Genomic DNA, 14,944 nt, shown 5'->3' on the forward strand with positions numbered 1-14,944 from the left:
CGCTCACAATTTGAATTGAGATGCGATCTTTGGCAGGATTTGCATAAGGCGCTTCTGTCGGTAGGCGAACAGGCTTTTCATCTGCGCCTGGACAAAGACTTTATGCGCCAGTTCTCCCAGCTTCCCAAAAAGCATTTCATAGGTCAGGTCGTCTTTGATCTCGGTTCCTTGCTGCCCGTCTCGCGTCTCTCTGCTCACGCGATGGCAGTGGCGCCAGTAGGCAAACGGACCGCGAACCTGCTCATCGCAAAAGTGATCATTCCACTCGAATTCCGCGATGTAAGCCTCCCATGGCATTCGAATGGGGGAAAGCGGAAATGGACGGAAGCTGATCGTCATCGTGGAGCCGGTCCCGGCCGCGAAACTGCGCAGTCGTCTTGAGCCGTCGGCAGAGACAGGGCGAGGCGGTGGAGAAACGAAACTGGCCTCTTCAATCCGCGCCCGCTGCCAGCGCGGCATTAGCGGGGGCAGGTTCTCAGGATTTGCGAAGAACGCAAAGACAAGCTCGATTGGATAAGGTACCCACTGCGCCGCTTCAAAGTGATGCCGCATATCTCTCTAGGGAAACACAAAAGAGGCGCCGGTTTCAGCGCCTCCTTTGATATCGATAAAAGTTGTCTGGGATCGTAGGTTCCAGCCCAGGCAACAGCAGCTTTTAAAAGACGATCTTGCCAGCCACTTGAAGCTGGCGCGAGGAGCCCTGATCGCCGATAGGGAAGCGAGTGGTGGTTATTTGCCCGAACTGTCCGGCGTTGACCGCTCCAGCGGAACTGACGGAGAGTGTTGAGATCGGCTGGCCGAAATTGACGTGGTTGAGGATGTTGAAGGCGTCTGTGCGGATCTGCAGTTGAACACGGTTGTTGATTTTCGTGTTTTTGACCAGAGAGAAATCGACGTCCAGATAGCCCGGACCGTAGATTGCGCCTCGCGGCTCATTGCCAAAGTTGCCTGCTCCGGGACTGGAAAAGAGGCAGCCTGGGGTTGCTGTTGCGCAGACAGCCTGCGGCAGATATTGGATATTGCCGCTGGCGGTGTGGCTGTAGCCGACCGGAACTCTGCCAAGTAGATTGGGCCGGATGGTGCCGAGTACGCCATTGGTGGGAAGTGTGGTGACAACCGTGATTGGATTGCCTGTCTGCATGGCAACGATGGGCGATACCTCCCAGCCTTCAATGAGGCGGTTGCCCTTCACTGGCAGGTCATAGACGCCGCTCAGCACCCAGCGGTTGCGCACATCGAAGTCAGACGGCCCATAGTTGTTGCGCGGATCGTAGCTGTTTTGCAGGACAATGCCCTGGCTGCTGAGGGAGTTGTAGTCAAAAGACTTTGTCCACTGGTAGCTGCTCTGGAATTGAAGTCCCTTAGAGAAGGACTTGGTGACGGTGAGCCACAGAGCGTTGTAGTTGGCGTTACCGGCGCTGTCATACTCCGTGATGTTGGCGAGGCTCGCTCCCGGGTCAACAGGGCTACTGGCAGCAACAGTCGTGAACGGGCGCACGCCATTAATCGGCTGGTTCTGGTTGCGGGTTAGCTGCAGATGTGTGCTCTTGGAGCCTACATAGGCGAGCTGAAAGGCAATCGTCGAGGAGATTTGCTGCTGCAGGTTGAGGTTGTAGGACTGAACCGTAGCATTCTTGAATTGAGGATTGATAGATGATGGCGCAATCGTCTTCGATGACTTCGAAGAAGCAAAAGCGTTGGCCATGGTCAAGGCTGCACTCGGGGTAGCGGGCACGATTGAAACCGGCACCGCGAATGGCGGATTGAGTGCGAGACTCTGGATGAAGTTGGTTGTCGGCTGGTTGAGGAAATAACCGTATCCCAGGCGGACTACGGTACGTCCATTGTGACTTGGATCCCAGACAAGACCGACGCGTGGCTCGTAGCCGAAATTCTGCCGATAGATGCTGCCGAGGCCATTCGTCCCAACCTGCACAAGCGAGGAGGTGGAGGGATCAAAGACGGTCAGGCGGTTCCTGGCCTCTGCCGGGGTCCCGTTCCAGTCGAAACGGAAGCCAAGCTCGGCAGTCAGATTCGGCCGCAACTTCCAGCTGTCCATGGCGTAAACGCCCGTAGCGTTAGTGTAGATGCGGCTTGGACGCGTGCCCGGCACGACGGCAAAGGACGCGACTTCGTCATTGAGGAAGCCCTGAAGAGAGTTGAAGGAGAAGCTGCTGGTGTCGCCGGCAAAGTTGTCGTTGAGGAACCGGCGATATTCACCGCCGAAGCGGAAGGAGTGTTTGCCGCGTAACAGGCTGAAGGTGTCGGAAAAGACACCGGTCGTATCGCCACGGCCCTGTGGTTCGCCCGCCGGGCCGCCAAAGGTCAGGCCCAGGCTGCTGATGCTGATCTGAGGCAAGCCGATGTTAGTCGTAACGCCATTGTCGATGCCATAGGAGACGGGATTCGCAACGAAGTTTGGGGTGAACGTGATGTGGATACGATTGAAACCAAGCCGAGCTTCATTGACCGCATTCGGCCCAAAGATGTGTGTCTCCACGATGGTCAGCAGTTGTCGCCGGGCCGGACGCGAGTCGCCAAAGTTGGGAATGGTATCGGCTACCGTTGGAGCCAGAGGCTCCGTGCGCGAATCCTGCTGGATGGCATAGTAGCCGTGCAGGTGGTCTGCTGCGCCGAGGACCTGATCGATATCAGCCGTTCCCTGGTCGATAGCTACCGGGGCAATAGCTGAGCCCACGAAGTTGTTGCCAGCATTAGGAGCTGGTATGAGCGTGAGCAGCTTTTGAATGATGGGGTCGGTGGAAGTTGATCCAGCAGGCGGGACGGCGCTGTTGACTGCCTCGCCCTGATGCTGATGAAGCCCTTCATAGCTGAGAAAGAAAAAAGTGTGATTGCGGTAGATAGGACCGCCCACGTCGCCGCCGAACTGGTTGCGCTTGAAAGAAGACTGCCGGACATGTGTGCCGTTGACTGTGTACTGCGGATTGAAGAAGTTACGGGCGTCGAAGAAGTCGTTGCGGATATAGTCATACGCTTCGCCGTGAAACTGGTTTGTGCCCGAGCGGGTGGCGATGTTTACGATTGCGCCGGAGTTGCGGCCGTATTCCGCGGAAAAGCTGGAGTTATCTACCTTGAACTCCTGAACTGTATTGATCTCAGGTTGAAAGGTGATCTGATTCTGGCTCATGTCGTTCAGGTTGATGCCGTTGATCATGAAGTTGACGGTGTCTTCGCGCTGGCCGGCAGTGTCAAACGACAGGGAGCCCTGTCCGCGGATAGGAACGACCAGGAAGCCGCTCTGCGGCGGCGTGACCGATCCGGCGATCAGCGTGCCGAGATCGACAAAATGGCGGCCATTGAGGGGCGCTTCCTGCACGGTGCGCGGGTTAATGACCTGACCTACAGACATGCTCTGCGAGTCGATCAGAGGAGCGGCCGCGGTGACCTGAACACTCTGGCTCTGCGAGGCTACGCCGAGCTGAATATTTTCGCTGGCGATCTGGTCAACCTGGAGAACGACTCCCGTCATGGTTTTGGTCTGTAGACCAGCGGCCGTCACTTGAACGTTGTAGGAGCCGGGGGTGAGTGAGGGAACCTGATAGTTGCCCGCTCCATCGGTTGTTACATGGCGTGCGACGTTTGTCCCGGCATTGGTAATGGTGACCTCAGCGCCCGGTACGGCTGCTCCGCTTTGATCTGTGATCAATCCCTTGATCGTGCCGGTGGACTGTGCCTGGAGTGTGAGAGCGGAGAATGCGAACAGGATCAAACTCGTCAGGCTGACAAAGAGAGATAGGTGCAAATTGCGCTTCATTACGGCTCCTTAAAAAGGGTCGAACGGCTGATGCACTTTAAGTAAATGTGGATTAGTGAAGAGGTTTAAGCTTACCACGCTTATTTACATGAAATTTATCAGGAAATACGGGGAAAGGAGAGGATTTTGCTGGATGAAAAACAAAGGCCGCTCGCAGAGAGCGGCCTTTACTATCTAGACAAAGAGTTAAGCGCGCTTGGTGGGGCGTACCGCTTCCTGCGCTGCTGCTGCACCATTTGCCGGAACTGGCGGCACCTCGGCAGGAGGGGTGGCGGAGCCAGCTATCCCGAGCTTCTGACGTAGCGCGGTATCGACCCGATTGAATACGTCGCGGTTGTCCTTGAAGAACTGGCGGACGTTTTCGCGGCCCTGTCCAATACGTTCGCCTGAGAAGCTGTACCAGGCGCCTGATTTATCAACGATATTGTGGGCCACGGCCAGGTCGAGCACGTCACCCTCACGCGAGATGCCTTCTCCGTAGAGGATGTCGAACTCGGCTTCACGAAAAGGCGCGGCAACCTTATTTTTGACTACCTTGATCTTGGTGCGCGAGCCGACCACGACATCGCCCTCTTTGACAGCGGCAATCCGGCGAATATCGATGCGGACCGAGGAGTAGAACTTGAGCGCCCGGCCTCCGGTGGTTGTTTCCGGATTGCCAAACATGACGCCAATCTTCTCGCGAATTTGATTGATAAAGATAAGCGAGGTTCGGGACTTTGAGACTGTGCCGGTCAGCTTTCGTAGAGCCTGGGACATAAGCCGCGCCTGGAGGCCCATATGCGAGTCGCCCATTTCTCCATCAAGTTCGGCCTTGGGCACGAGCGCTGCAACGGAGTCGACCACCAGCACATCGATGGCTCCCGAGCGGACGAGGGCTTCGGTGATTTCCAGAGCCTGCTCGCCATAGTCGGGCTGGGAGACCAAGAGGTTGTCGGTATCGACGCCCAGTTTTTTGGCGTAGGCCGGGTCGAGCGCGTGCTCAGCATCGACAAATGCAGCAAGTCCGCCGGCCTTCTGTGCTTCGGCGATGATCTGGAGGGTTAGAGTGGTCTTGCCGGAAGACTCAGGACCGTAGATCTCGATGACACGGCCGCGAGGCACGCCACCTACTCCCAACGCAGCGTCAAAAGAAATTGAGCCGGTGGAAATGACAGCGATCGGCACAACATCTTTGCTGCCAAGGCGCATGATGGAGCCTTTGCCAAACTGCTTTTCAATCTGTGAGAGCGCGAGGTCTACAGCGCGGGAACGGTCATCTGCCACGGTGAGGGTCTCCAATCCAAAGCATACCTGTACGCCACAACTTGCGGGACCGGCGATCAGAGTAAGTGCTGGTTTAGAGCGAGTCTAACACTGCCAGGGGTGAGGGAGCAGGGATTTTCATGCCGGGCAGGTTACGGGTGAATCTGACAGAAAGCCATGCTCCCATGTATCGTGAGAGGTTAGTGCTTTTTGTGGAGGTCCGGTCGTTGTTGAAAGGTATTCGTGTGCTTCGTGTGGGCATTGCGGCAGCAGTGATCTGTTCCGCGCTTCTGTCTGTAGCCGTCAGTCTTCCAGCCCGCGCTCAGGCTCCTCAGTATCATGCGCCGGTGGTCGCGCCAAATGACACCCTGAACGATGTGAAGTATGACTATCGCTGGGAGTTGTACGGCGGTGTGGCTTACTCGCACTTCGATGCGGGTCCGCAGTTGTTGCAGGGTGCAAATCTGGGCGGATTTAATGTCCAGGCATCCCGCTTCCTCACCCATCGCTGGGCCGCTATGGCGGACGTCCGCGGGTACTATGGCACCAGTGGCGCACAGCCAAATCCTTATGGGATTATCGGCCCCTTTGTGAGTGAGCATATGTTCCTCGTTGGTCCCCAATATCGCGGCCCCAGCAACCAGCATGTTTCCATGACGCTGCACGCTCTCTTCGGAGGGGCTTATGGTGACTTTCAACGCGCACTCTACGACCAGAACAACCATCCCGTGCCTCCATTGGCCGTTGGGTTTTTTAGTAACCAACTCACTTGGGGCAGCGCTATCGGTGGTTCAATCGACCTGAATCGCTCGCCGCGGCTCTCATTCCGTATCTCACCGGATGCGACCCTGGTAAATTTTGGCGGCTACCAGGTGAAGGAGCAATTTGCACTTTCCGTGGGACTGGTCTATCGATTAGGTAAGATTGGCGCTCCTCACAAGCCCAAAAAGCGCTAGTGAGGGCGAATCTTTTTCCGCCTCACCGAACGCGATGAAGCAATTCGGCTGCTTCCGTCTGGACGACAAGAATGCGTGCCTGTGGCGCGACGCACAGATGTTGCCTCTGACGCCGAAGCCGTTTGCGCTTCTGCGCTATCTGGTCGAGCATCCGCAGCAGCTGATCACCCACGATGAGCTGCTCGATGCCCTCTGGCCGGAAACCTTTGTGCAGCCTCAGGTGTTGCGTACCTACATCCTTGAGCTTCGCAGGCTGCTTGGCGATGACAGGGATGAGCCGCGATACATCCAGACTGTGCAGCGGCGGGGTTATCGATTTTTAGCCGAAGTGCACGACGCCCCTACGTCGAATCTGCCCGGACGTGGGAAGCAGGTCTTCGGTCGTGAAGCGGAGCTGGCGACCCTCCGGCACTGCCTGGAGTGTGCCTCCCGAGGCGAGCGACAGATCATTTTTCTCGCGGGCGATGCTGGCATCGGCAAGACGGCGCTCGTTGAGGCCTTCTGCGCAGAGGCTCGATTGAACGAAAGCGTTCAGATCGGCTGGGGACAGAGCGTAGAGGGATTTGCCGGCAAAGAGCCTTTCTATGCCATTCGCGAAGCGTTGGGCCTGCTCGCCTCGGGCGAACAAGGGGAAATGCGCAGCGCGCTCAAGAGATTCATTGCCGATGCTACAGGCAAACAGCCTCTGTTGAGTGAGTTTTGCGAGACGATCGAGGGGTTGACTCAAAAGAACCCTGTCATCCTGGTGCTGGAAGACTTGCACTGGGCGGATGCATCGACGCTTGATCTGATCTCGGCCCTCGCGCGAAGAAAGACAAAAGCTAAATTCCTACTGTTGGCGACCTGTTCGCCGACAGGAATGATTACAGCGGAGTCGCCACGCCAGCTGAAGCAGGATCTTTTGACCCGCAAATTGGCGACGCGTATTGACCTTGGACCTCTGGATAAGGAGGCAGCCGGCAAGTGTGTCAAGCGCGCATTGGGAAGTGAGAATCTGCCCAAGGGGCTAACTAGCTTTCTGCATCAGCACTCGGAAGGAAACCCACTTTTTCTTGAGTCTGCCCTTGAACATCTGCAGCAGCAGAAGCTGCTGTCGACGGATTGCGGAGAGCTGCGACTGACTGTTCCACTTGCTGAATTGCGGCTGGGAGTTCCTGATGGAATTGCCGGGATGATCGAGCTGCAGTTGGAGCGCCTAAGCCGGGATGAGAGGCGACTTCTGGAAGCGAGTGCCGTCGCTGGAACTGTCTTTCCGGCATGGGCAACAGCGGCGGCCCTCGATATCAGCGTGGCCGAAGTTGAGGAACAGTGCGAGGCTCTTGCCCGTGGTTCCCGACTCATTGCCAATGCCGGACAGGATGAACTGCCGGATGGTGCGCGCTCCAGCTTTTATGTCTTTTGCCATTCTTTCTATCGAGAGGCCCTTTACAACGGCGCATCAGCGTCGCTTCGAGCTCGCTGCCACCTCCGGATTGCAGAGCGTTTGCGAGAGCTGTTTGCCGGACGCGAAGCCGACGTTGCCCTAGAGCTTGCAGCTCACTATGAGGCGGCCGGAGTTCCTGCTCCCTGAGCAGCCGAACAGATTTTTATCAGATAGCCTTCAGGATTGCGTCACTCCAGACGAACGATCGAAAAGTGCGGATAGACTGAGACTCTTCCTGGCCGTGAAGAAGTTTTTGAATCTTATTTCGATATCGAACTATCTTATGTCGTAGGAATATGAACAATGAGCAAACAACCTCCGCTCCTAAGCTCTGGGTCATCCTGGCGCGAACTTATAACGCCGTTGCCGTTTATCTGGAGAGCACGATTGCGGCGGAGGGGCTGGGCTTAAGCGACTTTGCGGCTCTCGAGGTGCTGCTGCACAAGGGGCCGCTAACGATGTCGGCAATTGCTGAGAAGGTGTTGCTGGCAAATGCTTCCATGACTTCGGCTATCGATCGTCTCGATGAGCGGGGTCTGGTGAGGCGGGTGAATAGCGAATCAGATCGGCGCGTCCGCATCGTCGAGCTGACGGCGCAGGGAAGAACGTTTATCTCTGCGATCTATGAAAGGCACGAGCGTGAACTCGAGGCCTTGATGGGCGGACTTTCCCGGGCAGAGCGCAACCAGTTGCGTCATCTGCTGAAAAAGCTTGGCTACGCGGCGAGCGTGGCTTCAAGGGCGAACAAAGAGGAGCATCAACAATGATTACCGTACGAAAAAGCGGCGAACGGGGCCATGCAAACCACGGATGGCTGGATACATATCACACCTTTTCCTTTGCGACCTACTACGATCCAGATCACATGGGTTTCCGGTCGCTGCGCGTAATTAATGAGGATGTGGTGGCGCCGGGCAGGGGCTTCGGTTCCCATCCGCATCGCGATATGGAGATCCTCACCTATGTGCTCAGCGGCACGCTGGCGCACCAGGACAGCATGGGGCATACGGAACAGCTTGGGCCGAATGAAATCCAGCGCATGTCTGCGGGAACCGGGGTTGTGCATAGTGAGTTCAACGGCTCCAGAACCGAGCCTGTGCATCTGTTGCAGATATGGCTCGAGCCACAGAGTCTAGGTATCAAGCCAAGCTACGAACAGCTGGCCTTTACCGGCGAGGAGAAACATAATAAGTTCCGGCAGCTGGCTTCGCAGAATCCGGTTGCGGGTGCAGCGAAGATTCACCAGGATGTGACACTTTCGGTAGCCGAGATGGATCCGAAGACGACGCTGAACTATGCACTTGGGAGTGAACGTCATGCGTGGGTGCATCTTATCCGCGGTGAGATGACGATGAATGGTACGGCGCTATCGAGTGGTGATGCAGTAGCTGTAAGCCAGGAGAAGGCGCTCGAGCTGATCTCCACAGGCTCTGAAGCAAGCGAAGTCCTGGTATTCGATCTGGCGTAAGAAGCATTACGCGAGCCCTCAGGTCTGCAACGAAACGAAACTCAGAGGAGGATGTAAATGAAGATACTCGTGGTTTACCACTCGCTATACGGACACATGCGCCAGCTCGCGAATGCAGTTGCAGAGGGTGTGAAAGAGGTGAATGGGGTAGAGCTGGTCCTACGCAGAGTGCGCGAATTCCCGGAATATGTGCAGCATATCGAACAGGAAAAGGGCTATGCGTGGCAGGTCTATCAGGACCAGCAGTCGATCCCGGAATGCACAGTCGATGACCTGCGTGAAGCTGATGGTGTCCTTTTCGGCAGCCCGACCCGCTATGGCAACATGACTGCGCAGATGAAGGCGCTTATCGACGGTACGGCGCAGCTCTGGCTCAAAGGGGAAATGGAAGGCAAGCCTGCCGGCGTCTTCACTTCAACAGCATCCACCCATGGCGGACAGGAGACCACCCTGCTTACCATGATGGTGCCGTTGATTCACCTTGGGATGGTGATAGTGGGTGTACCCTACTCCACCGCGGGCATGATCCATACGGAGAACCGCGGCGGCACTCCCTATGGAGCGTCCACTATCGCGGGAGCCCAGGGGGAATTGCAACCGAAGCCGGAAGACCTCTTTATCGCAAGGGTACAGGGCAAACGCGTTGCTGAGGCGGCGGTTAAACTGCGGGGCAAACAGTAAGGCTTATCGGGTTATTCGTGCCGCAAAGCTTCCACAGGATCGAGGCTTGCGGCACGATTCGCAGGCAGAGTCCCAAATCCGATGCCGATGCAAAGAGCCGTGCTCAGTGAAATGAACACAGCCCACCAGGAAATAGGGATGTGATAACTGGTGAGAGCATTGATGAGCAGTGAGGGCGCCAGCCCGAGAACAGCGCCAATCACTCCACCACTGACGGCAATCAGGCCTGATTCCATCAGAAATTGCAGTTGAATATCGCGCTGCCTTGCGCCCAGCGCTTTCCTCAGGCCAATCTCCTGAAACCGTGCTTGTACGGTAGCCAGCATGATATTCATGATGCCAACTCCGCTGACGAGCAGAGTGACCGTCGAAAAGAGGATCAGAGCGATGGTGAGCGAGCCGGCGATGCTGCCCGCAGCGGAAATTAACGATCGAAGATCCTGGGTGATGTAAACAGTGTTAGGCCTGTGCCGCGCCTGGATGACGTCATGTATCTGCCTCTCGATCTCGCTGACACGGCCAAAGTCGCGGACCGAAAAGAATATCTGGCCAACGCTGTTGGAGCCTGTGAGATAGCGCCCCACCTGATAGGGAATAAGGATGGTCTGATCCTCAATCTCTGACTGACCAAACGTATTAATGCGCTCTTGTACAGTGCCGATGATGGTGAAGGGGATTCCATTCATCGAGAAAGACTTGCCAAGCGCACTGTCTGCGCTCCCGAAGAGAGATTCGGCAAAAGGAACGGTCACATCGGCGACCTTGGCGCGATGACGGGCATCCTGCTGATCGAAGAAGCGGCCGGACACGACGAGCAGATTGCGAATATCCTCATATTCCGGCGATACGCCGAGGACTAAAACATCCTTAACGCTGCCTTCCCCCAAAGGAACTGCCTCATGAGTTTCGAGCATAGGAGATGAGGCGACGATGCCTGGTACTTGCTCCACTACGGCTGTTTCATCCCCAATGGTCAGCAGGTCCTGTTCAGAAGTGGCTGACGTACCCCCACCCTGGTAGTCAACCTCGATCATATTGACTCCTATGCCTTCAATCAGATGGATGACATACTGCCTGCCGGTGAGTCCTATCGTTGCGACAAGAATGACGGCTGCAGAGCCAATGACCATGCCCAGTGAGGTTAATGCGAAGCTGACCTTATTTGATCGGAAGCTGGAGAGGGCGAGGTGTACGACCTCGCTGAGGGCCATGCTGCGTCTCGCGATAACAAGTCGGCGCGTAAACATTGGAGGAGTGCCCATCTCAAATGGCCATGTCTGAGAAAATCCCTAGTGCTCCAGCAGGATCGTTCAGATCCGCGAAGGCATTTTAGGGCCTAGACGTCTTTTGAGAATACCTTGTCGAGACGGGCTGCCACAGGGGAAAGGCTTGTCATGTGCTGAACCCGGAAATATTACTTCTTGAAGAAAATTTAAGGAAGAGGATGTAAACTTACCCAGATACTGGCGCAAAGTAAGGGTTTGGAGCGCTGTTTTGCCTCCACTCCTAAGAATTCCGAATGTATCCTCAGACTTATACGCGACACGAAAGATTAAGTTTCGCGGTAGCGCAAAAAAAATCCAGGGGAGGTGCCAAGATGTGCGGAATTGCAGGTTTTACTCATCTCGGAAGCCCCTTCGTGCCCGACCGTATCGACCAGGCAGTCGCCTCCATCAGCCACCGCGGACCTGATGAGCAGGGCGTATGGCAGAGCGAGAGCGCATCGCTCGGTTCAACCCGCCTGCGGGTCATCGACAATAACGATGGCTCTCAGCCTATGTTTTCCGAGGACAAGGATTACGTCCTGGTTTTCAATGGAGAGATTTACAACCATCGAGAACTGCGGCGGGAGTTGGAGGGGCTTGGGCACAGTTTTCACTCTTCCTGTGATACGGAAGTGCTACTGCGCGCGTTCATGCAGTGGGATACAGGATGCCTGGAAAAGCTTCGCGGCATGTTTGGCTTCGCAGTTTGGAGAGAGTCGCTGCGACGGCTGGTGCTGGTTCGCGACAGGCTGGGAATCAAGCCTCTCTATTACGCCTGCAGGGGTCGGAATATCTATTTTGGTTCGGAGCTGAAGACGATACTCTGTCATCCAGAGATCGAGCACAGGATCGACCCTCATGCGCTCGAGACCTACCTTGGATTGAATTATGTTCCGGGTCCAGAAACAATGGTTGAGGGCATTGTGAAGCTGGCGCCGGGTTCCATGCTGATCTGGAGCGGCGGTCATGTGTCGACCAGTCGATATTGGAAGCCGAGCCGCAATGTTGCAGCCGGTCGATCCCTGCGCGATTCCGTGGGGGAGCTTGATGAGTTACTCCACCAATCAGTCAAAGAACATCTGGCTGCGGATGTGCCGGTGGGCCTTTGGCTCAGCGGTGGCCTGGACTCGTCGACAATCTTGCATTATGCGGCGCAGCACTCGTCAAACCCGGTAAAGACCTTTTCCATCACTTTCAATGGGCGCGAATTTGACGAGGCAAGCTATATCAGGGCGGTTTCAGCGAAATACTCGACCATCCACCATGAGCTCGACCTCGGGCCGGAAACGGCGTCGCCTGACGCGATTGCCGACTTCGCCTACTATGCAGATGAGCCGAATGCAGATGCCGGAGCGGTGCCGGTGTGGTTCCTGTCCCAGATGTCCGCAAGCCATGTGACGGTCGCGCTGAGTGGAGAAGGGGCGGACGAGTTGTTCGGCGGCTACATCACTTACAAGGCCGACAGGTATGCTCGCTTTGCCCGCAGCGTACCAAGGGGAATTCGCAGGGCAGCGCTGCACTCTGCGAGGAAGATTGCGGCTTCCGACAAGAAAATCGGGCTTGACTACAAGCTGCAGCGCTTTCTGCAGGGTGCGTTGATGGATGAGCGCAGCTCACATGTCTTCTGGAATGGGACCTTTTCAGAGGAAGAGCGCGGTGAGCTACTGCTGACGAATCGAGGCTTCGGAATGCGGAAGCTGCTCGAGTCCATTCCTCAGGATGGAGATGGAAAGCGCTTCCTCGCCTTCGATCAGGACTACTTTCTGCCGGACAATATTCTGACCAAAGTTGACCGTATGAGCATGGCGCATTCCCTTGAGGTCAGGCCGCCATTCCTCGATCATCGGATCGTCGAATTTGCCGGTCGATTGCCGCTCAGCCACTGTATTCAAGGATCCAGGCTGAAAGTAGTGTTGCGTGAGTTGATGGGGGATAAGTTGCCGCAGAATATCCTGACCAAGAAGAAGCATGGTTTGGATATCCCGGTACACGGCTGGCTGCGTGGGCATCTGAAATCGCTACTGCTGGATACGCTGAATAAAAGGGCTGTAGAAGAATCAGGGCTCTTCCGCTGGTCTTATATTGAATCTATTTTGACGCAGCACCTGCAAAGAAAGGCAAATTACGGATATCACTTATGGGGACTGCTGATGTTGTTTCTCTGGATCAAGCAATGGAAGATCGAATGCAACCTGGAACTACAGGTTACAGAGGAGTATTCCACCGTCTCCGCGTAGATATTCTTGTCCTGATCGTTGCCTGCTGTGCTTTTCTGCCACTGGTTCCCGCGCCGCCGCACCTGATGAATGACGTTGACGCAGTGCAGGCGCAGATCGCCCGCAATATGCTCGAAAGCGGCAATTGGGTGACAGCCAGGTTGGACGGTGTAGCGTATCTGGAAAAGTCTCCATTGATCTACTGGATCATGGCAGTTTCCTATCGCCTGTTTGGAGTGCATGACTGGTCGGCAAGGCTGCCGCTGGCCTTGATTAATGTCGCTCTCTGCTGGGTTACGGCTCGGTTTGCCATGTGGGCATTGGGCAGGCGCGCCGCGCTCTATGCCGGAGTCATCATAGCAACCTGTGTCGGCATGTTTCTGTTTACCCGGATCCTGATTCCGGACGCCGCTCTTACTCTGACCATTGCTCTCACGCTCTGGAGCTTTTTGCGTTTACTGGATAGCGCTGAAAAGAGACGATGGTTATGGTTCCTGCTGCTTTATGGAAGCATTGCCTTGGGGTTGTTGCTGAAGGGACTGATCGCCGGAGTCTTTCCTGCCGGGATTATGCTGGTCTACCTGGCTGTTACGCGTGAATACACTCCCAGGGAGTTGTTCCGCAGGATGCGTCCTTTTCTAGGGATGATTATCGTCCTCGTGATTGCGGCCCCCTGGCATGTGCTCGCGACTCTGCAGAATCCGCCACACTTTAACTGGACAATGCACAGCGGACCGGGCGAATATCACGGCTTTTTCTGGTTCTACTTCTTCAACGAGCATGTGTTTCGCTTTTTGAATATGCGCTACCCGCGCGATTACAACACGGTTCCGCGTGTATGGTTCTGGCTGTTGCACTTTGCATGGTTGTTTCCGTGGAGTGCGACAATGGTCAGCGCCTTCAGAACCAGCTATAAGGTGGTTGACCGTGCGGGCAGGGTCAGGCTTCTTTGCCTCATCTGGATCGGATTTATCCTGCTGTTCTTTACGCTTTCAACCACGCAGGAATATTATTCGTTGCCGATTTACCCGGCTTTGGCAATTCTGCTGGGGGGAGATCTTGCTCGCAGGGAAAAATATCCGCAATGGGCGCGCATCTTGCTTGTATCCATTTTTGCGGTTTGTCTCGGAGTGATCGGATATCTACTGGTGAGCACTGCCAGGCTGGCTACGCCGGGAGATATTTCGACAGCCCTCACCCAGCATCCCGACCTTTATACGCTATCGCTGGGGCACATGGGTGACCTGACGGTGAGGTCGTTCGCCTATCTTCGTCTACCGTTGGCGCTGGCGGGCCTTGCGGTCCTGATAGGCGCGGTGGGGTTACTGCTAGTGCGCCAGACCAAAGCAGCCGTATTCGTGCTGACGGTGGTGATGCTGGTTTTTCTGCAGGCAGCACGTATCGCTCTCATTAAGTTCGACCCCTATTTAGGCTCCTACGGCTTAGCCAGGGCGCTGATGCGGTCTCAGCCTGGAACACTGATTGAAGCTGATGCTTATTATGCTTTCTCCTCGGTCTTCTTTTACACAGATCGTACGGCGCTGCTTTGGAATGGCAGGAGTGCAAATCTGGAGTACGGGTCGTACGCTCCGAATGCCCCGAAGGTGTTCATAGACGACGCGAGATTGCAGACGATCTGGATGGGCAGCGGGAAAAGCTACCTGTTGCTTGATGATTCAGACCTGCCACTGTTGAGAAAGCTGGTTGGCAACAATTTTCGAGTGGTGGCAGAAAGCGGCGGCAGCTATCTGGTGACGAATCCTTCCGGGGTGTACCCGTGAGCTGTTTGAGAGTTACACCCTGGCCGCAATGCGAGATTTCCCCACCTTGTATGGTGGCGTGCCTTGCCTCATGCTGTGCTGTGCCGGTAGTGTGGATAGGGGCTCTTTGACGCCCTGAAATCATTCTGGAGTGT

Annotated in this window: 11 protein-coding genes; 7 read left to right on the forward strand and 4 right to left on the reverse strand. The window is 55.7% G+C overall.

Annotated elements, in window-relative coordinates; translation table 11 throughout:
• Positions 1–3: 3 nt before the first annotated feature.
• The 3 genes from C7378_RS01930 to recA all read right to left on the reverse strand — a co-directional run bounded on the left by C7378_RS01930 (position 4) and on the right by recA (position 5,041).
• Entirely contained in the window at positions 4–552 is a 549-nt protein-coding gene (locus C7378_RS01930) for an SRPBCC family protein (RefSeq protein WP_131991156.1), read from the reverse strand.
• Positions 553–655: 103 nt separating this feature from the next.
• Entirely contained in the window at positions 656–3,775 is a 3,120-nt protein-coding gene (locus C7378_RS01935) for a TonB-dependent receptor (RefSeq protein ID WP_131991158.1), read from the reverse strand.
• A gap of 186 nt (positions 3,776–3,961) precedes the next feature.
• Positions 3,962–5,041, reverse strand: coding sequence for a recombinase RecA (gene recA, locus C7378_RS01940; protein WP_131991160.1), 1,080 nt, complete (start codon positions 5,039–5,041; stop codon positions 3,962–3,964).
• Positions 5,042–5,178: 137 nt separating this feature from the next.
• Here recA and C7378_RS01945 point away from each other — a divergent pair, with 137 nt between their 5' ends.
• The 5 genes from C7378_RS01945 to wrbA all read left to right on the forward strand — a co-directional run bounded on the left by C7378_RS01945 (position 5,179) and on the right by wrbA (position 9,548).
• On the forward strand, positions 5,179–5,976 hold the full coding sequence (locus C7378_RS01945; protein ID WP_131991162.1) for a hypothetical protein: 798 nt from the start codon (positions 5,179–5,181) through the stop codon (positions 5,974–5,976).
• Between the two features lie 34 nt (positions 5,977–6,010).
• On the forward strand, positions 6,011–7,546 hold the full coding sequence (locus C7378_RS01950) for an AAA family ATPase (protein WP_131991164.1): 1,536 nt from the start codon (positions 6,011–6,013) through the stop codon (positions 7,544–7,546).
• 149 nt (positions 7,547–7,695) lie between these two features.
• Positions 7,696–8,166 carry a MarR family winged helix-turn-helix transcriptional regulator gene (locus tag C7378_RS01955; RefSeq protein ID WP_131991166.1) on the forward strand — a complete coding sequence of 157 codons (471 nt, stop codon included), beginning with the start codon at positions 7,696–7,698 and terminating at the stop codon, positions 8,164–8,166.
• Complete coding sequence (locus C7378_RS01960) at positions 8,163–8,867, forward strand: pirin family protein (RefSeq protein WP_131991168.1); 705 nt, start codon at positions 8,163–8,165, stop codon at positions 8,865–8,867. Before C7378_RS01955 ends, C7378_RS01960 begins: the two co-directional genes overlap by 4 nt.
• A 57-nt stretch (positions 8,868–8,924) precedes the next feature.
• Positions 8,925–9,548, forward strand: a complete 624-nt coding sequence (wrbA, locus tag C7378_RS01965) for an NAD(P)H:quinone oxidoreductase (protein WP_131991170.1) — start codon at positions 8,925–8,927, stop codon at positions 9,546–9,548.
• A gap of 11 nt (positions 9,549–9,559) precedes the next feature.
• On the opposite strand, the gene C7378_RS01970 is transcribed toward wrbA, so the two are convergent.
• A complete protein-coding gene (locus C7378_RS01970; RefSeq protein ID WP_131991172.1) occupies positions 9,560–10,795 on the reverse strand; it encodes an ABC transporter permease in 1,236 nt (411 codons plus the stop codon).
• A 350-nt stretch (positions 10,796–11,145) separates the two neighbouring features.
• Between C7378_RS01970 and asnB the strand changes: the two genes are divergently transcribed.
• Together asnB and C7378_RS01980 are read left to right on the forward strand one after the other, a co-directional pair.
• Positions 11,146–13,050, forward strand: coding sequence for an asparagine synthase (glutamine-hydrolyzing) (gene asnB, locus C7378_RS01975; RefSeq protein ID WP_131991174.1), 1,905 nt, complete (start codon positions 11,146–11,148; stop codon positions 13,048–13,050).
• The gene (locus C7378_RS01980; protein ID WP_243647995.1) at positions 12,999–14,810 is read left to right on the forward strand and encodes an ArnT family glycosyltransferase; all 1,812 of its coding nucleotides are present in this window, start codon (positions 12,999–13,001) and stop codon (positions 14,808–14,810) included. Before asnB ends, C7378_RS01980 begins: the two co-directional genes overlap by 52 nt.
• Positions 14,811–14,944: the final 134 nt, after the last annotated feature.

This window comes from Acidipila rosea (genome assembly GCF_004339725.1).
Classification (GTDB): Bacteria; Acidobacteriota; Terriglobia; order Terriglobales; family Acidobacteriaceae; genus Acidipila; species Acidipila rosea.